The sequence below is a fragment of the Halobacillus sp. 12SKB genome, assembly GCF_052941655.1.
This window is the reverse complement of the sequence record NZ_JBRFWR010000001.1, coordinates 3,974,312-3,995,000: the sequence shown is the minus strand read 5'-3', so window position 1 is coordinate 3,995,000 and position 20,689 is coordinate 3,974,312. Positions and strand designations below refer to the sequence as shown.

Here is a 20,689-nt window from a genome sequence, read left to right as displayed (position 1 = left end):
CAAAAAATCTATGTACAACGTTACTATAATTTCCATTTTTATAAAAATTACTGAAAGGGCTTAAATATAAAGGATTTAGAAGTAAAAAGGAGTAATTTACGCCTTAAACTTTGTACAGTTTCAACTGTACGTAATTTTTGTACTTGATTTAAAGTATTTATCGTTTGAACTTTCTATTACAAATAGGTTACATTATGTAAGGTGCTTGATTGAGTTCGGAAATAATAACGGCAAAACGTACCATAATAAATAAAAACAGAAGAGGTGATCGACATGCCGATTATTCAAGTAGAAAACTTATCGAAAATTTTCGGTAAGAATGCCAAAAAGGCTACCAAATACTTAGATGAAGGTTTATCAAAAGAAGATATCCTTGAAAAAACCGGCAACACAGTCGGTGTTAACCGTGCGTCCTTTGATGTAGAAGAAGGCGAAATATTTGTCATCATGGGGCTGTCCGGAAGTGGTAAATCCACGCTTGTCCGGTTAATCAACCGATTAATTGAACCAACAGAAGGTAGTGTATATATTGATGGTCAGGATTTGGCTAAGATGGACAGCAAAGATTTACGGGAAGTCCGCCGCCAAAAATTGAGCATGGTATTCCAACGTTTTGGTCTTTTCCCACACCGTACAGTGCTGGAAAACGCAGAGTTCGGCCTTGAAGTCCAAGGGATTGACAAAAATGAGCGTAAAGAAAAAGCGAAGAAATCTTTAGAAATGGTCGGGCTAGGTGGATACATCCATCAATTTCCTGGTCAATTATCCGGTGGTATGCAGCAGCGTGTTGGCCTTGCACGTGCCCTTGCGAACGATCCGGAAGTTCTACTGATGGATGAGGCCTTTTCTGCTCTGGATCCATTGATTCGTAAAGAAATGCAGGACGAATTATTGGAGCTGCAAGAATCCATGAAGAAAACGATTCTATTCATTACCCATGACCTTGATGAGGCGTTAAGAATTGGTGACCGTATCGCTCTTATGAAGGATGGGCGGATCGTGCAAATTGGCACACCGGAAGAAATCCTAGTGAATCCAGCCAACGATTACGTTGAGAAGTTCGTTGAGGATGTAGACCGTTCGAAAGTGTTGACGGCAGAAAATATTATGAAACGACCAGAAACGGTAGATATTCAAAAACATGGTCCTCGTACAGCTCTTGAACGGATGCGTAAGGAAGGTCTTTCAAGCATCTATGTTACAGATGCAAAAAGAAATCTTCATGGTTATGTAACCGCTGATGATGTTTCTAATGCGGTAAAACAGGATTCAGATAACTTGAATGGTATTCTTCGCACAGATGTGCCGAAGGTTGAGCCTCATACACCAATGCAGGAAATCTTTGATATTATTCATGATTCCCCGGTACCTGTAGCTGTCATTGAAGAAGGAAAATTAAAAGGGGTAATTGTAAGAGGAGCCGTACTAGCGGCGTTAGCTGGAAGTGAGGTGAATTTAAATGGGATTGATTCCTAAACTGCCTGTAGCTGAGTGGATTGATGCAGCGACAGAGTGGACAACAGATACATTTGAATTCTTATTTGATTTTATAAAGGAAGACTTTGGAGACTTTATCGAAATCGTAGCAGAAGATTGGTTAATGAGCATTCCCATATGGCTGTTCATTATTGTTGTAGGTGTTTTAGCATTCTTTGCTTCAGGAAAAAAATTGGGCTTAACAGCTTTTTCAGTGATTGGCCTTTGGTTTATTGCTAACCAGGAGTTATGGGAAGAATTGATGAACACGTTTACGCTTGTCATTTTTGCAAGTTTGATCTCCGTTATTATTGGAGTTCCATTTGGAATCTGGATGGCTAAAAGCAAAGTGGCAGAGAAAATTCTCACACCTGTCCTTGATTTCATGCAGACGATGCCCGCATTCGTCTATCTAATCCCGGCTGTAGCTTTCTTCAGTATCGGTATGGTGCCAGGGGTGTTTGCCTCTGTCATATTCGCAACACCACCGACCGTTCGTTTTACCAATCTGGGAATTCGACAGGTGTCACATGAATTGATTGAGGCTTCTGATGCATTCGGTACGACCGGAACTCAGAAATTATTTAAAGTTCAATTGCCAATGGCTAAAAAGACAATCATGGCTGGGATTAACCAGACAGTTATGCTTGCATTATCCATGGTGGTCATTGCATCCATGATTGGTGCGAAGGGACTTGGACAAACGGTTATTACCGGACTTCAGCGTGCTGAAGTCGGGACTGGTTTCGTTGCAGGCCTCGGAATCGTAATTCTTGCGATCATCATAGATCGTTTTACACAAAACTTGAATACCCAGCGTGGTGACTAGTAAATAGGGTTAGAAAAGGTCCTTGTACCTTTTATCTATATAAAAATCATTAAAAGGGGAGAGATTTACATGTTTAACTGGAAACGTTTTGGCATGGTTGCCGGACTATCTTTAACACTTGTCGCAGCAGGTTGTGGATCTTCAGACGAAGAAGGTACAGAGACAACTGGAGATTCTAACGGTGATGAAGCCGCTTCTGAAATGAATTACGGAGAAGAAATGGACTATGAAATCACCGGAATTGAAGCAGGCGCAGGTGTCGTAAGTTCTGCAGAACAAGCGACAGAAGATTACGAAAATCTGAGTGGATGGGAAGTTGCTACATCTTCTTCAGGTGCAATGGCAACAGCTCTAGGAGAAGCTATTGAGAACGAAGAACCAATTGTTGTTACTGGCTGGACTCCACACTGGAAATTCGCGAAGTATGATTTGAAATACCTTGAAGATCCAAAAGAAGTTTTTGGTGGAGAAGAACAAATTAAAACGATGGTTCGTAAAGGGCTGGAAGATGAGAAGCCGAACGCTTATAAAATCTTAGATCAGTTCAACTGGGAAGCAGCGGATATGGAAGAAGTCATGCTTGAGATTGCTGATGGTGCAAGCCCGGAAGAAGCGGCTCAAAATTGGATTTCTAATAACCAGGATAAAGTAGAAGCTTGGACAAAAGGTACTGAAGAAGTGGATGGTACTGAGGTCGAACTTGTCCTTGTAAACTGGGATTCTGAGATTGCGTCAACAAACGTCGTTGCAGAAGTCATGAAAGAACAAGGCTTTGATGTAACAATTACACCGCTTGATAATGGCCCAATGTGGGAGTCTGTGGCCGCTGGTGAAGCAGATGGCATGGTGGCTGCTTGGTTGCCAGGAACACATGGTGATCAATACGAGCAAAATAAAGATAATCTTGAAGACCTTGGAGCAAACCTTGAAGGTGCCAAGATTGGTCTAGTTGTTCCTGAATATATGGATGTTGATTCCATTGAAGATTTAGAAGCAGCTGAATAATCAACTTGTAAAAGCGTGTAGAGAGTACTCTCTACACGCTTTTTTTAGCTCGAAGGTCTAGTAAGTTTATTATGAATAAGCTCCCTATTCTGGAAGACTCAGTTTCGAGACTTTTGTTGAGTGGATGGGGCTGCGGGGAATAGCTCGCTTTCCGCGGGAGCGCGGTGAGCCTCCTGATATGAACGAAACTGTCAAGATACCCCTACTACATTTATCGTTGGATTAAAATAAGACGCTTTAAAGAAGAGAAGCTGTTTTTAGCTTCTTTATCAATGGTGGATTTTTGTCTTGATAAGACACAGTGGGTCCTTCTTTAGCTTACTGATTCCTTCTCATCCCTTGGAGTGGCTGTCAAGTGCTTTCCTTGACTGTCACTCCAAGGGATGAGACTCTATTTTCAAGCTTAAGAAGATACTTTCCTCCTTTTCGTTAGACGATGAGGGCACGGCACGAAGGCAAAAACTCAGCTGCGGTTAGCATTCTGATATTCGTGGGTTTTCACATTTTATCTTTCCGTATAAAGGACGTTTCCACTAACTCGGAACGTGCGTTAATCTGAGTAGATATAGCACAAAGGAGGCACGTGGGTTTTCCTTTCCGGTGTTCTTCTTTGCCTTCGAGCCCTAATCTCATAAATCTATGGGTAAGAGACTTACGTTTCATCTTTTTATATCTCAGTGCTTAATGGCAGATTTCTTCATCTAATTCTTGAGTCACAGCCCAAATAAATCCTGCCAATTCTCTGGCTACGGCGGTGATTGTTTTCCCCTGTTCTTTTCCTCTAGATAATAAACGAAAGTATTTATTGTGAAGTCTGTGTTGGGCTTTCCAAGAGATCGACAGAATATTGGCCGGCTGTCCTTTTTGTCGTTTTTTCAAATCTCCTTTTACAGCCGGTTGGTGTCGATAACTCCAAGAAGACTCAATCAATAAACGCCTCACATGACGATTTCCTGTTTTCGTGATACTTCCTTGTTTACGACTTTCCCCACTCGACGATTCGCTCGGAATCAACCCTACATACCCCATGAAATGTTTAGCGGTTGAAAAGCGTTTAAAGGAACCAATCTCAGCGACAAGACTTACAGCCGTAATCTGAGCTATTCCCCTTAAGGATTGGAGAGCTTGAATCGTAGGTGCATGAATGCCTTCCGCCGCTTGGATATGAATTTCTTCTTCAAAGCGTTTAATACGCTGTTCAATTTCTTGAAGATGGTGGTAATATTCTTGAAAGACGCAACGTAATAAAGAATTTTCAAGCTTAAGCGCATTTAGCCATTCCCGATATTTCTTTGTCCATGCGTTTACTCCGCTAGGTGGTTGAATGGAATGGCGAAGTAAGAACTTGGTCAAACGGTGTTTAGCCCTTAACTCGTCTTCTTTCGCATCTTCGCGAGCTCTCACAAGATCACGAAGAGCTTCGTCTTCGTGGGTAGGAACATAAATCGAAGTTAACTCACCAGCTCGGTATAATTGAGCGAGGCGGATGGAATCTCGTCGATCGGTTTTAATACGTTCCCCTGGCCTTTGAGGTATTAGAGACGGAGCAATAACCTCACAATGAAGTCCTAAGGCAAGAAACTGCCTGTACAATGGGTATCCAGTAGGTCCAGCCTCATAGCAGAAACGCAAGGTGGAGGGATCTCCAAGTTTTTTCACTAAGTTTCTTATTCCTACTGGGGTGTGAGGAATAACTCCAAAATACCTCGGATTCTCTCTACCTTCCTCCGCAATAGCAACAGCAATTTTTTCTTTTGATACGTCTAAACCTACGTATTTAATGGTATCCTTCATAGTAACTAGCTCCTTCCGTAATGTAGCTCTGATTTAGGTAGTGTTTTTAACAGTAAACAGTCTACCCAACTCAACCTACGATTTTACGAGTAAGGGGCTAGTTTCGTTCATGATAACTCGGACTGCGTCCTGTGGGGTCTCACCCTGCACTTTTTCCCGCAGGAGTCTCGCCATTCCCCTCCGCCCACTTGCCGGAAGAAATTCTCGAAGCTACCTTCCAGCAACAGGAGCTTTTATGGTTGAGAAGCCTATGTCAACGCGGTTTATGCAGGATTTAAAAGAGTTTTAGGCAGGGTCCTATAAGAGGGGTTTCGAGAACCTCATTTGGTAAAGGGGCGGAGGGAAACGGTGAGACTCCTGTGGGAAGTGCGTGGTAGATGAGACCCCACAGAGCGTTAGCTCGAGGAGGCTCATCACTCGCCCACGGAAAGCGAACCTTTTCCCGGAGCCCCTAAATCTACACAAACATCTCGAAATCAAGTCTTCCACAATCCTGCCATATACTTTAATAACGAATAGTCCATACCTAAATCAAAGGCGCTTTTTGGAATAGAACGAAATGGGGGTGAATATAGATAGGGGAAAGGGACAAACATTAAAAAATCCCGCTCGAGGCGGGATCGGTAGGTTATTGATGGTTGATAACATCATGACTCGGTTGTGTCGTATGATCTGGTTGCTCAGCCTTTGCTTTTTCTTCCAGTTCTTTTAAGCTTGCTTCGATTTGTTCTAGATATTTCTGGATGTTTTTTTGATGTGGTTCGACGGTGCGCTTCCAGCTTTCAATGGATGTTTTCACATCTTCAGAAAGCTCTTTAATCAGCTCTGCCCCTTCTTTAGAAGTTTGAGCGATCTGATCTTTCAATTGCATTCCTTCTTCTTTTAAGCTGAGAACAGTATTTTTCAAATTCTCGCTTTTCAGTTTGGCATTTTCTCTAAAATCACGACCGGAGGAAGGGGTATTCAATAATGTGTAAGCAGCTCCAACCACTCCCCCGACTAAAAATCCCAGCGCTAATGATTTTCCATTCGGCATATCAGTCAGTCTCCTTTCAATCACTCTCTATTTTATATTTTCTCTTAATATGTATGAATGAAACCTTAAAAACATAAAAAATATTCTTCGGACGAGAAGGTAAAGCAAAGGCACTACATTCGATGTAGTGCCTTTGGTGTAAGTCAAGGTTTATTCTGTATATCCTCTTTAAGAAGCTGTCTGAGCTGCTTTAGTAAGGTTTGTTCGTCTTAAAATTCTTTGAGCAATCGGATACATGATAGCTACGAACAATACGTTAAATGCAGCTGCCGGTAGAACAACTGTAGCAAACATGAGGCCGAAGCTCGCTTCCATAAGGCCGATGATATAAAGGACAACACCCAGGAAGATGGAGCCGCTGATCATCGTACCGATGGCTGCTAAAGCAGGCTGTACGAATTTTTGATGTGATATTTTTTTAGTCAATAGGACAAGCCCGAAAAATGCAAATGCTGTGAAAGGCTTATCAATGATATTGGCCAGTTGGCCCCCTGGAACGGTGGTTGTCATCGCTGAGATGAAACCTGTCGCTAAAGATAATAACAGGACATAAGATGGTTTAGGAAACAATAAGATTCCCAGGAACATCATAGCGAGCATCATATCCGGTCGCATTCCAAAAAAGAATGGGGGTGCGACGGCATGAAGAACAGCACCAATTCCTACAAATAAAGACAACATGACTAAAACGCGAATATTCATTTAAACATCTCTCCTCAACTATTCTAATCTCATCTGAAATTTGCCATCCAAACGTGCCCTCATGGCCGTTTGCGATTGCATGCTAGTATTATAGCAGTTTTATCTTTAGGAAATCAATCCATTTAACCAGGGATGTGGTGATTGATTTCACCAGCGATGGCTTGTAAATCTTCTGGAGAGTAATCATCGGAGTGGACTTCCCACTTCGCCCCGAATCCATCTCCTTCACCATATCTCGGAATAAGGTGGATATGTAGATGGAAAACAGACTGTCCTGCTGCTTCCTCATTGTTGTTTAAGACGTTCAAACCAACAGGAGCATAGGTTTGTTTAATTGCATTTGCGATCTTCGGCACTCTTGAGAACAGCTTCTCTGCTGTTTCTGGATGCGTATTGTAAATGTCTTGGCAATGCTGTTTCGGAATAACGAGCGTGTGACCTTTCGTAACTTGACTGATATCAAGAAAAGCGTACACCTCATCGTCTTCATACACTTTCGCTGAAGGGATCTCTCCAGCAATAATTTTGCAGAAAATGCATTCATCTGCCATATGCAAACACTCCTTTCCGTTTGATAGCATTGTACCATACCGATGATTGAAAACTCGATGAAGACGGCGAGTGAAAAGTGTAACGGAGGAGAAAGTATGATAAAATTTGTGCAGGAAAATTAATGAAGTGAGGGATAAGATGGAACCTTTATTACATATTAAAGATCTCCATGGAGGATACACTCATAAAAATGTATTGCATGGCATTTCTTTCGATGTCAACCCAAATGAAATTGTAGGTCTTATCGGTTTGAATGGTGCAGGGAAGAGTACCACGATTAAACACATCATAGGAATGATGCAGGCGAAAAAGGGAAAAGTCTCCATCAACGGAACATCATTTGAAGAAAACCCGGAAGAATATCGACAGCAGCTTGGTTATATCCCTGAAATGCCCATTTTATATGATGAATTGACCTTATATGAACATCTACACTTAACCGCTATGGCCTACAATGTGCCGGAAGATGTGTTCAAACAGAGGTTGGAGCCGCTTCTCAAGGAATTTCGTATGGAGAAAAAGCTGAAATGGTTCCCTGTACACTTTTCTAAAGGGATGCGCCAAAAAGTTATGATTATGTGTGCATTCTTAATTGAACCGGATCTCTATATTGTTGATGAACCTTTCGTTGGTCTGGATCCCCTTGGTATACAGTCCTACCTGCAGTTGATGGAGGATATGAAAGAAAAAGGTGCAGGGATTCTGATGTCCACTCACATCCTTGCTACTGCAGAGAGGTATTGTGATCGTTTTGTCATCCTTCATGAAGGAGAAATTAGAGCAAAAGGGACGCTTGAGGAGCTGCGGAAGTCCTTTAATCAGCCGGGGGCATCTCTTGATGATATCTACGTGCAGCTCACAAAGGAAGAACAATATGATTAATGCAAAGGAATTTTGGAAGAAACGTTTCTCTGAACATACGAAAGAGACAAGCCGTTACTTAAAGTATATCTTTAATGAACACATTGGTGTTGCATTATTGTTCTTTATCTCGGCGCTCGCTTATTACTACCGGCAATGGTTGCAAGACTTGCCGGAGGATTTTCCTACCGTATGGATTATAGCGCTTGCTTTTGGGTTTATCACGGGGTACAGCCCGGTTCGTACGCTCCTCAAAGAGCCGGATTTGGTTTTCCTGCTTCCTGGTGAGTATCAATTGGGTGACTACTTCCGCCGCTGCTTATATTACAGCTACATTGTCCAGCTTTATGTCATTTTTCTAATCTCGGCAGCCCTTGGTCCGTTGTATTTTGCCTCGTATCCAGAACTTGGTACCCGGCATTATTTAATGATGATCGGTGTTGTCCTTATCATTAAAATTTGGAACATGATGTCCAACTGGTGGATGTTAAAAGAGAGAAACCCCAGGATAAGACTCATGGACCAGGTCATCAAAGCGATATTGAACATTACCATTTTTTATTTTCTCGCTCAAGGAGAATGGGTATATGCGAGTATTGTGACCGTGCTCCTTGTAGGTGTTGTTCTTTACACGTATTCTCTCTCCAGGCAAAAAGCCGGACTCGCCTGGGACTTACTTGTGGAAAAAGATCAGCAGCGGATGAGGACGTTTTATAGAATTGCCAATATGTTTGTGGATGTTCCTCATTTGAAAAATACAGTGAAAAAGCGCAACACGCTTGTACGAGCGATTGTGGATCGGGTTCCTTACAGGCAAAACCAGACCTTTTCTTATTTGTATAAAATCACGTTTATAAGAAGCAGCGATTATTTAGGTATGTACATCCGACTCATAGTGATTGGTGCACTGGCCATTTGGTTTGTATCCAATCTTTGGGTAAAGGTCGCGTTTGCCATTCTGTTCCTCTACTTGAGTGCTTTTCAAATGATGACATTGTGGAATCACCACCGCACCATTGCCTGGCTGGATCTTTACCCGGTTAAGAAAGTATGGAAGGAAAAAGCAATCCTGCAATGGTTACAGCAGATTATGTTGTTTCAGACCTTCCTCTTCGGCTTATTGTTTATATTCCAATGGAACCCTATAGGTCTTGTTCTTGTATGGGTAGGCGGGAGCATCTTCAGTTATCTATTTATACAAAACTACGTGAAAAAGAAATTGACGTAACAGGGAAGACTACTTAAGCAGTCTTCCCTGTTTCCTATCCACTTCTATATAAGCACTGGTAAATATTAATAAAAAAATTATTCCTATAAAATAACCGGAGGTGTGGCACATGACTTATGAAGAGAAGGCAAAAGAGGAAGCTTTACGTTGGAGTAAATCATTGGACAAGCGCTCCTCAATTATACAGAGGAGTTCAAAGCAGGTGCAGTCAAGAATTAATGAAAAGATTCCTGATCGTGTCCAGACGGTGGTAACGGATAGTATTCGTTCCATGATTGAGCTTGCTTTAACATCTTCAGAGTACATCCGCCCTGTAAGGGTTCATCCGGATTGGAGCTTTGAAGAACGAGAGAGGCAAGTCCGTGATTTAGTAAAAAAATATAAGAAAACTGCATCCGTGGAAGGGGCTGGAACGGGTTTTGGAGGCTTATGGCTTGGAGCGGCTGATTTCCCGCTGTTATTAGGCATAAAGATGAAGTTTTTATTTGATGCGGCTCAGGTTTATGGATGGAATGTTCATTCTTATGAGGAGAGGGTTTACCTGCTCCATGTATTCATGCTCGCTTTTTCCAGTGACAAAGTCCGCGGGGAAGTGAAGCGTAAGGTGTTAGGTTGGAATGATTTAGAAATAAAAGAGAAGAACGTGGACTGGAAGGCGTTACAGATCGAGTATAGAGATACCTTGGACCTTGTGAAACTTCTTCAATTGCTCCCAGGTTTTGGAGCCGTGGTAGGGTATGTTGCAAATGGGAGATTATTAGAAAAATTAGGGGAGACGACCATTCAGTCCAGCCGCCTCCGTTTACTTTAACTTTCTTGATAGCTAATAAAGGTTTGGAATAATGTTTTAGCTGCGTGCGGAAGTGCTTTTTCGTCGAAATCGAATTTCGGGTGGTGATGAGGGTAGTAATGATCTGTAATTTGAGCACCTGTAAAATAAAAGGTGCCTGGCTTTTCCAATAAGTAGTAAGCGAAATCCTCTCCAGCCATGACCGGTTCGACTTCTTCTGTGCGTAAAGAAGGGTCAGCCTTGTGAGCATGTTGTAATACTAAGTCTGCTTCTTCAGGGTGATTCACGACAGGCGGGTAGCCTTTTTCATAAGTGAATTCGTAGGTGGCGTCGTTTGCATCACATGTCCCTTTTATGACTTTTTCCATCTCTTCAATGATCAAAGTCTGCACTTCAGGATCAAAAGTTCTCACTGTACCGGTTAAGGTTGCTGAATCTGCTATAACATTAAATGTGGTTCCTGATTCAAATGTTCCTACGGTCAGCACAGCCGTTTTCAATGGATCTACCCGGCGGCTGACGATTTGCTGCAAGGAAGAAACTACTTGAGAGGCGATGACGATAGCGTCTTTTGTTTGATGTGGTTGGGCCCCATGTCCACCTTTGCCTTGAACTTTGATTTCGAATCGATCCGCGCCGGCCATAAAAGGTCCTTTGGACGTTTGGATGACTCCTGTTGGCGCATTCACCCATAAATGAGTGCCGAACACAGCATCTACGTCACTGAGAGCTCCCGATTCGACAATCGGTTTTGCTCCTCCGGGCGCATACTCCTCCGCATGCTGATGAAGGAAAACGATTGTTCCTGGTAGATCTTCTTTATGAGGTAGAAGGGCTTCTGCCAGCCCTAATAAAGCTGCGGTATGTCCGTCATGACCACACGCATGCATGGCCCCTTCAGTCTTGGATTTATAAGGTACGTCATTTTCCTCCTGAATAGGAAGGGCATCAAAATCTGCTCTCAGCGCAACCGTCTTCCCTGGCTTCCCCCCTTCCAGTTTGGCTAGAACTCCATTTCCCCCAATCTGAGTCTCATAAGGGATTCCTAATTTCTCATATGTATCGGCGATGAACTGTGCCGTCTTTTCTTCTTTAAATGAAACTTCTGGGTATTGATGCAGATGACGACGGGTTTTAACCATTTTCTCATATTGGTCATCGATGGCTTGGAAGACGTTCTCCCACATATTTACTCCTCCTTGTCACTTTGATGAAGTTTGGCAACTATTTTTATAAATTGTAATATACATTCAGAATATTCTCAAATGCATGCCGTGCAGAGGGATAATAAAAAACCCCCAGTCTGAGACAGGGGGGGTGAAAAATTAATCTTGTAAGCGGGAATCTTGAAGTAAACGACCGATTTCTTCCATATGACCGGTTTCATCTGCAATCATATCATCCAGCTTCACAGATAGTTCGGTTAGTCCGAGTTCTTCTGCTTGTGTTTTGCGTTCCTCGTACCGCTTGATCGTCTGACGCTCTGCTTCACGTGCTTCTTCTAACATTGGTCTTACGTCAGTCATTTGCTTGACTTCAGCAGGAGTTGTCGTCGGAGTTCCGCCCAGAGTGCTGATTTTTTCAGCTAGGTAAAGAGCGTGCCCTTGTTCGTCCGTTACTTCGCTCTCGAAAAATGGCTTGAGGACAGAACGGTAAAGTCCCGTAACGACAGCAGCATTATAAGTGTACATAATGGAAGCCGCATACTCATGGGCCAAGTCTTCGTTGAGTCCATCGATTAAATTTTGCATTTTTTGATCCATGCAACAACATCCTTTCTTGTTATGCTCTGTTTTAAATATTCCCATCACTCTTCCGTTTAAACATACCTCCGTCCTGAGGCGGAGAAAATTCCGTTCTCGGGGTTGTTTTACAAACCCCAGTTTCCAAGTAAGATTAGGCTATACCTTTTGTAAGAACTACTAAAAGAAAAGGAAATTAAGGACTTCTGTCGAATGTAATTCACGGAAGGTTAAAAAGGGTGAGTATTATGCAGAATAAATTTTCAAAAATCGTCATCGCATTATTATTAGTTGGGTTTGGATTTGTTCTTCTTCTGTCGAATTTGAACATTATTTCCCTGGAAATGAGCTGGACGTGGGGCAATATTTATCCGATCCTTCTATTCGGCTTTGGTTTAAAGATTTGGTTGGATGCGTTATTGAAAAAAGGAGGAAGTTGGATCATCGGTTCATTCCTCACCATCTTCAGTACGCTCTTATTATTAGATCGTTTAGGGATTTTTGCATTTTCTTTTGGTGATGTGTGGCAGCTTTGGCCTCTTCTTTTCATATACTTTGGATTTAGTATGTTTTTAGGGAAAAACGGCTCTAAAGTGAAAATTGAATATGATTCCAAAGGTTCTTCTTCAAACAAGCTGAAGTCCAGGCATATGATGATTGGAGACCATTCTTTCAATGAAGAGAACTGGAAGGTGGAACCGATGGATTTATGGAACGGGGTTGGTGACTACCGGTTCGATTTCACACGTGCCTTCATTCCTGATGGTGATACACCAATTGTCGTCCGTGGCTGGGTCGGAGATGTCAAAATGCTGATACCGAAGCATGTGCCTTTCCGGGTGGAGGCGAAAGTGAAGACAGGGGATATCCGTGTCGGCGGACAGAAAGCTGATGGAATGCACAGAAGTGTGGAATATGAAACCGATGATTATTCGATGGCCACTCGCCGGTTAACCATTGGTGTCGATCTTAAAGTCGGTTCGATTCGAATCGACCAGGTGTAGAGGTGGGGAAGCATGTTAAAGCACTTGAATAGTATCCGTTACATGTATATCCGATCACATCTTTATGGACTTGTTTTAAACACGTTTATCCTGCTCAGTATCTTGTTATCTATTTACGTATGGTTTCAGCCTGCTTGGCTGAGTGCAGGGGCCATTTTAATGTTCATTCTGCTTTATGTGGTGCTTGGGTTTATTATGTCTCTTTATGCGGGTTTTCGGTCGAGTGGGGATGTCAAACACAGGCTGGATTACATTTCCATGATGATTACCCAGCTTTCACGCGGAAACTTCAGTAAGAGAATTTATTTTAATGAAAAAGATGAGATTGCTGCTGTAGGGGATGAATTGAATGTCCTTGGCGAGAAGTTGGAGCAGCAGAGGGAGTCGCTTGTAAAGCTCGCAGATGAAAAAAGTGAGCTGGCACGTACGGCTCATAAAGCAGCAACGATTGAAGAGCGTCAACGACTTGCACGTGATTTACATGATGCCGTGAGTCAGCAGTTATTCGCTTTAACAATGATGGCGCAGGCGACAGAAAAGATTTTTGATCGTCGGCCGGAAAAAGCAAAGGAACAGCTTCAGGAAATCACTCAAATGGCGCTTCAGGCTCAAACAGAAATGAGGGCGCTCCTTCTTCACTTAAGGCCTGTTCATTTATCAGGGGAACCTCTAACGGAGGGGATTAAAACACTGATTGAAGAATTACGTCAAAAGTGTCAAATTGATTTTGACGTCGATATGGAAGATTTGGGAGATCTGCCAACATCCGTAGAAGAGCAGTTGTTCCGGGTCGTACAAGAAGCCCTTTCCAATATACTGAGACATGCCAGTGCCTCTGAGGTGAAAGTGGAAGCCACTCATGACCAAAAGGAGATCTTCCTACATATTGCCGATAACGGCGTCGGTTTTGATACAGAGGATAAAAAAGCCAATAAGGCATCATATGGATTGAAAACGATGCGGGAACGGTGTGAAGAAATTGGCGGTACCTACTCCTTACGTTCGAGGAAAGGGGAAGGGACACATATTGATGTTCGTGTTCCGGTAAAAGTTAATGAAAAGGGGGAAAAAGAATGATTCGTGTCGTAGTTATTGATGATCACGATGTCGTCCGTAAAGGAGTCATTGCTTATTTAAGTACGGAAGAGGATTTGGACATTGTTGGAGAAGCAAACAGCGGGTATGAAGGAGCAGCGCTTGTAAAAGAGAAAAAACCAGATGTTGTTCTCATGGATTTAATTATGGAAAACGGGACGGGAATTGAAGCAACAGAAGAAATCATGAAAACCGAATCTTGTAAAATTATCATATTGACGAGTTATTACGATGATGAAAAGGTTTTTCCGGCGCTTGAAGCAGGTGCCTTTAGTTATATGCTGAAAACATCTTCAGCCGTTGAGATAGCTGAAGCCATCCGCAAAGCCGCTCTCGGTCAAAATGTGATTGAGCCGAAAGTCGCTACAAAAATGATGACCCGTTTCCGTCAAGATCGAAAACCGCATGAAGAGCTTACAAAACGTGAGCTTGAAGTATTGAAATGCGTGGGGGAAGGGATGACGAACCAGGAAATCAGTGATGCCCTTTATATAGGGGTCAAAACAGTGAAGACCCATGTCAGTAACATCTTAAGTAAACTAGAAGTGCAGGACCGCACCCAGGCCGCCGTTTATGCCCATAGGAATGGACTGCTCAAAGGGTGAAGGGAGAACCGCTATAGGCGGTTTTTTTCTTTTTCACGAATCAGACTTTTATATAAAAATGACAATGATGTGGAAGACTATGAAACTACTTTGTTTTCGAGACAATACCTAGTATAATGGCATGAGAGAGAGGTAGAAAGGATACAAAATCATGAAAAAAAGTATGGAAACAGCGCTGTTTCTCCTGTGGGCAACATCACTCGTTGCTACTGTCGGAAGCCTGTTTTTCTCAGAGGTTCTTGGCTATGCACCCTGCGAGTTGTGCTGGTATCAGAGAATACTGATGTACCCGCTGGTGCTCATTTATGGGACTGCTTTATGGAAAAAGAAGTCGGATGTGGCTTTCCCCGGCATCATCATGAGCGGAATCGGTATGTTCGTATCTATTTACCATTACATGCTGCAGAAGATCCCGTCGCTTTCAGCTGCCGACACATGCGGCCTTGTTCCTTGTAATGGTCAATACATCAATGTTTTCGGATTCGTGACCATTCCGTTTTTAGCAGGCACTGCCTTCATCATTATTTTTATTATTCATTTATTTGTCGTTGTAAAGAAAGGAAGGAATGACGTATGAAAAAAGGTATGATCATCTTTGCAAGTGCCCTAGTGGTGCTTGTTGTAGTTCTTGTATTTGTCGTGAATTATCAAAACTCCGAGAAAACTGCAGATAACCCATATGGGAAAGAAAACCTGGATCAGGCAACGATTGATCAATTGGATGACCCGAACTATCAGAATCAGATTCAACCCGATGAACTTGAGGAAGAAATTCAGTCAGGGGAACCTACTACGGTTTATTTTTACGATCCGAAATGTGTACACTGTCAACGTACAACTCCAAGAATGATGACAATCGTGAATGAATACGACCTGGATGTCAAAAAAATGAACGTATTAGAATTTAAAGAAGAGTGGAACAAATACGGGATTGAAGGAACACCTACCCTTATTCATTTCGAAAACGGGGAAGAACAGGCACGAGTTTCAGGTGAACAATCCGTTCGGGATTTAGACGATTTCTTCCAGCAGGAAGTCATGGACAGTGAACCAGAACAAGAAGAGGAATAAAAAAAGTGAGCGGTTTTCCGCTCACTTTTCCTATGCTACTCTTCGAGTTCAATCATTTGATATTTTGTAATGTACGCATCGCCATCAATAAACGAAGGCTTCTTCTGGTGCTGAGGACCTGATTTTTTGTGGGCCTCATCAAAGGACTTGGAGTTTTTCCAGTCTTCGAAGTCTTGTTCGCTGCGCCATTGAGTAAGGACAACGTAAGTGTTGCCTTTTAATGGGCGAAGGATGCGGATGGCTTGAAAGCCTTCACGATTTTCTACATTTCCCGCTCTTTTTTTGAAGCGGTCCTCAAAAACGGGACGTCCTTCGTCACTAACAGGGATGTTGTTCATCACAACATAACCCGTGGATTGCATATTGCCGACGTGATCGACGGTTTCATAGTTGCGTCCTTCTTCAAAAATGGACGTATCTTCCCCTTCATAATAGGCAACGGTTTTGTCTTGATCCTGCATGAAAAATAAAGATGTTTCAGGGTGTTGTTGACTCAGTTTGGATAAGTAATTCAATGTACCATTGGTCATCGATACTTTCATAGCCGATGTCTCCTTTCCTGCGGTATCTTCAGTTTAGCAAGCAGGGTTCCTTGGTGGCAAGTTTGAAGGATAGAACAGAAAGGATGCACGTAATTTGAACATCAAAGATTTGAAAAAACGCTTACCTTCCTGGTCCGGACGATTGAAGTGGCCGGCCCTTTTCGTCCTTGCATTTATAATGATCACAGGAATTGGTTATCTGATCATATTATTCGGAGGGCGTTTTGTCGTAAACGAAGAGGATTTAATTCTTGATGAGATGACCACGGTGGAGACTGCCGAAGGCGAAGTTATTGAACGGATCTATACGAAAAACCGGAAGAACGTATCCATTCAAGAAGTTCCCGAACACGTCAAGGATGCGTTCATAAGCATAGAAGACAGCCGCTTCAGAGAACATTCCGGTGTTGATTTCAAAGGGATTATGAGAGCGGTCTATAAAGACATCATCGCCATGCAAAAGGTGGAAGGTGCAAGTACGATTACTCAGCAGCTGGCCAAAAACATCTTTCTCTCGAACGAAAAGACGTGGATGAGAAAAACGAAAGAAGTCATGGCGGCCCTATACTTGGAGCGCAACTATTCAAAAGATGACATTTTAGAATTGTATTTGAACCGCATTTATTTCGGGGAAGGGACGTATGGCATAGAAACGGCTTCCCAGCACTATTTTCAAAAAACGGTTTCAGAATTGACAGTTGCTCAAGGTGCTTTACTTGCAGGATTACCTAAGGCACCGAATACTTATTCTCCGTTCGATAACCCGGATGACGCCAAGCAGAGAAGGAATGTTGTGCTGTCGAGGATGTACGACACTGGAAAAATTGATGCAGCAGTCATGAAGCAAATGCAAGGTTCGACGCTTGCTGTGGAGCAGGGAGAGGAAACGAGTGAAACCTGGTCCAACAGTTATGTGGATCTCGTCATCCGTGAAGCAGCGGAGAAGTACCATATCTCCCGTGATGAGTTGAAACGTGGTGGGTACCGACTAGTTGTAGAAATGGACCCCAGCATCCAGAAAATAGCTGCAGAAGAGATGAAAAATGGTGAGTTTGTCCCAGGTTCCCCGGAGTCAATCGAAGGAGCTTTCACTCTTATGAATCACTCGACAGGTGCGCTCATTGCGGTTGTGGGTGGACGTGATTTTAAACACGGTGACTTCAACCGTGTCCAGGCAAAGCAGGCTCCTGCCTCCATCATTAAACCATTTGCCGTCTATGGTCCTGCCATGATGACAGGAGATTATGATCCATACAGTCTGTTATCTGATGAGAAGCAGACGTTTGGCACCAATGATTATGCTCCAAATAATTATGATGACCAATATGAAGGCGAAGTCTCCTTGTACCAGGCTTTGATCGAGTCTAAGAATGTATCAGCCGTATGGCTCCTTGATCAAATTGGTATCTCATATGCCAAAGAATATTTAGAGAAAGCCGGGCTGCCGACAAAAGATGATGGGTTATCCATTGCTCTCGGTGGATTGTCTGATGGTTACACACCTCTGCAAATAACAGAAGCTTATGGTGCACTGGCACAAAACGGAAAAAGACAAGAAAACTATACCATTTCAAAAATTCTGGATCGAAACGATAACGTGATCCACGAACATGATTCTGAGGAGACAGAAGTATTCAACGCACAGACGGCTTGGTATTTAACAGAAATCCTACAGACGACTGTACAGGAAGGGACAGCGAAGGCAGGTGAGTACCCTAAGGCATTAGCAGGGAAGACGGGGACTCACCAGGATCAGCACGTGTGGTTTGCCGGATACACACCGGAATACGCGGGATCGCTTTGGATGGGCTACGATCAATCTGGAGAGATTGATGGAAGCAGTGCTTATCCGACTCGCCTCATGAAGCAAATATTGAGAAGGATCGATCAGGAAAAAAATCTAGCTGCAAGTTTTGAACAGCCGGAAGGGGTGAAAAGCCTGCCTGAACCTGTAGACCTTCCCATTTTAACGGATGTAACCGGAAGGCTGAATTTGTCCGGACTTGCTTCATTAAGAGGAACGATTCGTTGGTCCGCCCCTGACGATGAGCGTATCGTTTACCGTATTTTCAGAGAAGAAAACGGAGAAGATGTTAAGGTCGGAGAAGTGACGGGAAAAAGTGAGTTTAAGGTCAGTGCTTTTGGTATCTTCGATCAGACGAGTTATTACGTCGTACCCGTGGATCCATTGACAGGGAAGAAGGGGCAGCCTTCCAATACGGTAACCCTGAGCTGGGACCTGTGAAAAATAGCACAAAATCATGACAAATGTTTCATTTTTCTATACAGAAGAACAATAAATCGTTATAGTTGTAAGCGGATAAATGTTGAACGTGAAAAGGAGTTCTGAAGATGAACAAAATTGAAAATGACACGATTTTAAAAGCTTTCCGGGGGGAAGAGACTGACCATACCCCCGTCTGGTTCATGCGTCAGGCTGGGCGGTCGCAGCCGGAATATCGCAAACTGAAAGAAAAGTACTCATTATTTGAAATCACCCACGATCCTGAACTTTGCGCTTATGTGACACGTCTACCCGTGGAGCAGTATGGTGTTGATGCGGCGATCCTTTACAAAGACATTATGTCTCCACTTCCGGCTATAGGCGTGGATGTGGAAATTAAAAAAGGGATCGGACCGGTCATCCACAATCCAATAAAAACAAAGGCGGATATTGAAAAGCTTGGAACCATCGACCCTGAAGATGATGTGCCTTATGTTATGGATACGATTCGTCTATTAACGAAAGAACAGCTCACGGTTCCATTGATTGGTTTCAGTGGTGCACCTTTCACCCTGGCGAGCTATATGATTGAAGGTGGACCATCAAAAAATTACAATAAAACCAAGTCGCTTATGTACAGGGAACCGATGACATGGTTCGCACTTATGGACAAACTGGCAGACATGGTGGTTGCGTATGTTAAAGCACAAGTCGCAGCAGGGGCAAGTGCCATTCAGATTTTCGACTCTTGGGTTGGTTCTTTGAATGTCGAAGATTATCGTACGTTTATTAAACCAGTGATGCAGCGGATTTTCTCTGAACTGAAAGAGGAAGGCGTACCGCTGATTACTTTCGGCGTAGGAGCGAGACACCTCATTCATGAATGGGACGACCTTCCTGTTGATGTGCTTGGTCTGGACTGGCGTATGTCGATCACAGAAGCAAGAAATGAAGGGATCACAAAGCCACTTCAAGGAAACCTGGATCCATCGATGCTCTTAGCGGACTGGGATACCATTGAGGAAAGAACAAAGAAGATTATTGATGAGGGAAGACAACACCCTGCTCACATTTTCAACCTCGGCCACGGTGTAACACCGGATATCAAACCAGAAACATTGAAGCGGCTGACTCAACTCATCCATGATTATTCCAGGAAATCTTAATGGCGTTTTAAAAAAGATGAAGAGGTGAAGGAACATGGCAAAAAAACAAATGGGTTTATTAGTAATGGCCTATGGGACTCCTTACAAAGAAGAAGATTTAGAGAGGTATTACACTCACATCCGACGCGGACGCAAACCATCGGATGAGATGCTGCAGGATCTCCGTGATCGTTATGATGCCATCGGTGGTATTTCTCCACTTGCCCGTATTACAGATGATCAGGCGGAAGCTTTGAAGGATGCATTGAATGAAAAGCAAGACGAGGTTGAGTTTAAAGTATATCTTGGACTGAAGCATATTGAACCATTTGTAGAGGATGCGGTGGCCCAGATGGCGGAAGATGGAATAGAAGAAGCCGTTTCCATCGTGCTTGCTCCTCATTACTCCACGTACAGCGTGAAATCATATAATGGTCGTGCCAAAGAGGAAGCAGAAAAGCACGGCATTTCTATACGTTCCGTAGAAAGCTGGTATGACGCGCCTGGTTTTATTGATTATTGGAAAGATGTCATTGAAGCGGAATACGCTAAGATGACGGAGGACGGAAAGGAGAAAGCCTGCCTGATTGTCTCTGCGCACAGTCTACCGATGCAGATTTTGGAGGGGGGAGACCCTTATCCGGATCAATTGAAGAGAACAGCGGAATTGATTTCGGAAGCTACTGGAATTACACAATATGAAATCGGCTGGCAGAGTGAAGGCAACACACCAGACCCCTGGATCGGTCCGGATGTACAGGACTTAACAGAAGAACTTTATCATGAAAAGGGATACCGCAGTTTTGTGTACGCGCCTGTTGGATTTGTATCCGATCATTTGGAAGTCCTTTATGATAATGACTACGAGTGTAAAGTGGTCTGTGATAAAGTCGGAGCAGACTACTACCGCCCAGAAATGCCAAACACTCACCCGAAGTTTATCCGGACACTTGCTGATGTTGTCCTGGATAAAGTGAAAGAGTAGATC

At 43.1% G+C, this 20,689-nt stretch carries 21 protein-coding genes; 14 read left to right on the top strand and 7 right to left on the bottom strand.

The annotated features are described in order from the left end of the window. The first annotated feature begins 273 nt into the window (after positions 1-273). From proV to ACQ4XT_RS20085, 3 genes are all read left to right on the top strand, one after another. Entirely contained in the window at positions 274-1,476 is a 1,203-nt protein-coding gene (gene proV / locus ACQ4XT_RS20095) for a glycine betaine/L-proline ABC transporter ATP-binding protein ProV (RefSeq protein WP_446855400.1), read from the top strand. Beyond that, positions 1,460-2,305, top strand: coding sequence for an ABC transporter permease (locus tag ACQ4XT_RS20090; RefSeq protein ID WP_226587956.1), 846 nt, complete (start codon positions 1,460-1,462; stop codon positions 2,303-2,305). Before proV ends, ACQ4XT_RS20090 begins: the two co-directional genes overlap by 17 nt. Positions 2,306-2,374: 69 nt before the next feature. Next, the gene (locus ACQ4XT_RS20085; protein WP_446855399.1) at positions 2,375-3,310 is read left to right on the top strand and encodes a glycine betaine ABC transporter substrate-binding protein; all 936 of its coding nucleotides are present in this window, start codon (positions 2,375-2,377) and stop codon (positions 3,308-3,310) included. 681 nt (positions 3,311-3,991) lie between these two features. Here the strand turns inward: ACQ4XT_RS20085 and ACQ4XT_RS20080 are convergent. The 4 genes from ACQ4XT_RS20080 to ACQ4XT_RS20065 form a co-directional block, all read right to left on the bottom strand. Continuing rightward, entirely contained in the window at positions 3,992-5,104 is a 1,113-nt protein-coding gene (locus tag ACQ4XT_RS20080) for an IS110 family RNA-guided transposase (RefSeq protein WP_446852965.1), read from the bottom strand. Positions 5,105-5,732: 628 nt separating this feature from the next. After that, positions 5,733-6,140 (bottom strand): YtxH domain-containing protein, encoded by a 408-nt coding sequence (locus tag ACQ4XT_RS20075; protein ID WP_226587959.1) that lies wholly within the window; start codon positions 6,138-6,140, stop codon positions 5,733-5,735. 168 nt (positions 6,141-6,308) lie between these two features. Beyond that, the gene (locus ACQ4XT_RS20070; RefSeq protein WP_446855398.1) at positions 6,309-6,842 is read right to left on the bottom strand and encodes a tryptophan transporter; all 534 of its coding nucleotides are present in this window, start codon (positions 6,840-6,842) and stop codon (positions 6,309-6,311) included. A gap of 122 nt (positions 6,843-6,964) precedes the next feature. Then, the gene (locus ACQ4XT_RS20065; RefSeq protein WP_446855397.1) at positions 6,965-7,399 is read right to left on the bottom strand and encodes an HIT family protein; all 435 of its coding nucleotides are present in this window, start codon (positions 7,397-7,399) and stop codon (positions 6,965-6,967) included. Positions 7,400-7,532: 133 nt separating this feature from the next. Between ACQ4XT_RS20065 and ACQ4XT_RS20060 the strand changes: the two genes are divergently transcribed. The 3 genes from ACQ4XT_RS20060 to ACQ4XT_RS20050 all read left to right on the top strand — a co-directional run bounded on the left by ACQ4XT_RS20060 (position 7,533) and on the right by ACQ4XT_RS20050 (position 10,294). Continuing rightward, positions 7,533-8,276, top strand: a complete 744-nt coding sequence (locus tag ACQ4XT_RS20060; protein WP_446855395.1) for an ABC transporter ATP-binding protein — start codon at positions 7,533-7,535, stop codon at positions 8,274-8,276. After that, complete coding sequence (locus ACQ4XT_RS20055; protein WP_446855393.1) at positions 8,269-9,483, top strand: ABC transporter permease; 1,215 nt, start codon at positions 8,269-8,271, stop codon at positions 9,481-9,483. Before ACQ4XT_RS20060 ends, ACQ4XT_RS20055 begins: the two co-directional genes overlap by 8 nt. Before the next feature lie 109 nt (positions 9,484-9,592). Continuing rightward, on the top strand, positions 9,593-10,294 hold the full coding sequence (locus ACQ4XT_RS20050) for an EcsC family protein (protein ID WP_446855390.1): 702 nt from the start codon (positions 9,593-9,595) through the stop codon (positions 10,292-10,294). Here the strand turns inward: ACQ4XT_RS20050 and ACQ4XT_RS20045 are convergent. Together ACQ4XT_RS20045 and ACQ4XT_RS20040 are read right to left on the bottom strand one after the other, a co-directional pair. Continuing rightward, positions 10,291-11,460 carry a M20 metallopeptidase family protein gene (locus tag ACQ4XT_RS20045; RefSeq protein WP_446855389.1) on the bottom strand — a complete coding sequence of 390 codons (1,170 nt, stop codon included), beginning with the start codon at positions 11,458-11,460 and terminating at the stop codon, positions 10,291-10,293. The two genes, ACQ4XT_RS20050 and ACQ4XT_RS20045, sit on opposite strands and share 4 nt — an antisense overlap. Positions 11,461-11,598: 138 nt before the next feature. After that, on the bottom strand, positions 11,599-12,036 hold the full coding sequence (locus ACQ4XT_RS20040) for a ferritin-like domain-containing protein (protein ID WP_446855388.1): 438 nt from the start codon (positions 12,034-12,036) through the stop codon (positions 11,599-11,601). 227 nt (positions 12,037-12,263) lie between these two features. On the opposite strand from ACQ4XT_RS20040, the gene liaF reads away from it, so the two are divergent. The 5 genes from liaF (at position 12,264) to ACQ4XT_RS20015 (ending at position 15,790) form a co-directional block, all read left to right on the top strand. Then, complete coding sequence (liaF, locus tag ACQ4XT_RS20035; RefSeq protein WP_446855386.1) at positions 12,264-13,019, top strand: cell wall-active antibiotics response protein LiaF; 756 nt, start codon at positions 12,264-12,266, stop codon at positions 13,017-13,019. A gap of 12 nt (positions 13,020-13,031) precedes the next feature. Further along, complete coding sequence (locus tag ACQ4XT_RS20030; RefSeq protein WP_446855385.1) at positions 13,032-14,096, top strand: sensor histidine kinase; 1,065 nt, start codon at positions 13,032-13,034, stop codon at positions 14,094-14,096. Then, entirely contained in the window at positions 14,093-14,719 is a 627-nt protein-coding gene (locus ACQ4XT_RS20025; protein ID WP_446855383.1) for a response regulator, read from the top strand. The genes ACQ4XT_RS20030 and ACQ4XT_RS20025 overlap by 4 nt, the downstream gene beginning before the upstream one ends. Positions 14,720-14,870: 151 nt before the next feature. Further along, positions 14,871-15,296, top strand: a complete 426-nt coding sequence (locus ACQ4XT_RS20020) for a disulfide oxidoreductase (protein ID WP_446855381.1) — start codon at positions 14,871-14,873, stop codon at positions 15,294-15,296. Next, positions 15,293-15,790: a thioredoxin family protein gene (locus tag ACQ4XT_RS20015; protein ID WP_446855379.1), complete on the top strand. Its 498-nt coding sequence runs from the start codon at positions 15,293-15,295 to the stop codon at positions 15,788-15,790. Before ACQ4XT_RS20020 ends, ACQ4XT_RS20015 begins: the two co-directional genes overlap by 4 nt. Before the next feature lie 35 nt (positions 15,791-15,825). Here ACQ4XT_RS20015 and ACQ4XT_RS20010 read toward each other — a convergent pair whose 3' ends face one another. Then, positions 15,826-16,332, bottom strand: a complete 507-nt coding sequence (locus tag ACQ4XT_RS20010) for an antibiotic biosynthesis monooxygenase family protein (protein WP_446855378.1) — start codon at positions 16,330-16,332, stop codon at positions 15,826-15,828. A gap of 94 nt (positions 16,333-16,426) precedes the next feature. Between ACQ4XT_RS20010 and ACQ4XT_RS20005 the strand changes: the two genes are divergently transcribed. The 3 genes from ACQ4XT_RS20005 to hemH all read left to right on the top strand — a co-directional run bounded on the left by ACQ4XT_RS20005 (position 16,427) and on the right by hemH (position 20,686). After that, positions 16,427-18,577: a transglycosylase domain-containing protein gene (locus ACQ4XT_RS20005; protein ID WP_446855377.1), complete on the top strand. Its 2,151-nt coding sequence runs from the start codon at positions 16,427-16,429 to the stop codon at positions 18,575-18,577. A gap of 107 nt (positions 18,578-18,684) precedes the next feature. Beyond that, entirely contained in the window at positions 18,685-19,722 is a 1,038-nt protein-coding gene (gene hemE, locus ACQ4XT_RS20000; protein ID WP_160916990.1) for a uroporphyrinogen decarboxylase, read from the top strand. Positions 19,723-19,756: 34 nt separating this feature from the next. Continuing rightward, on the top strand, positions 19,757-20,686 hold the full coding sequence (gene hemH / locus ACQ4XT_RS19995; protein WP_446855375.1) for a ferrochelatase: 930 nt from the start codon (positions 19,757-19,759) through the stop codon (positions 20,684-20,686). The last annotated feature ends 3 nt before the right edge of the window (positions 20,687-20,689 follow it).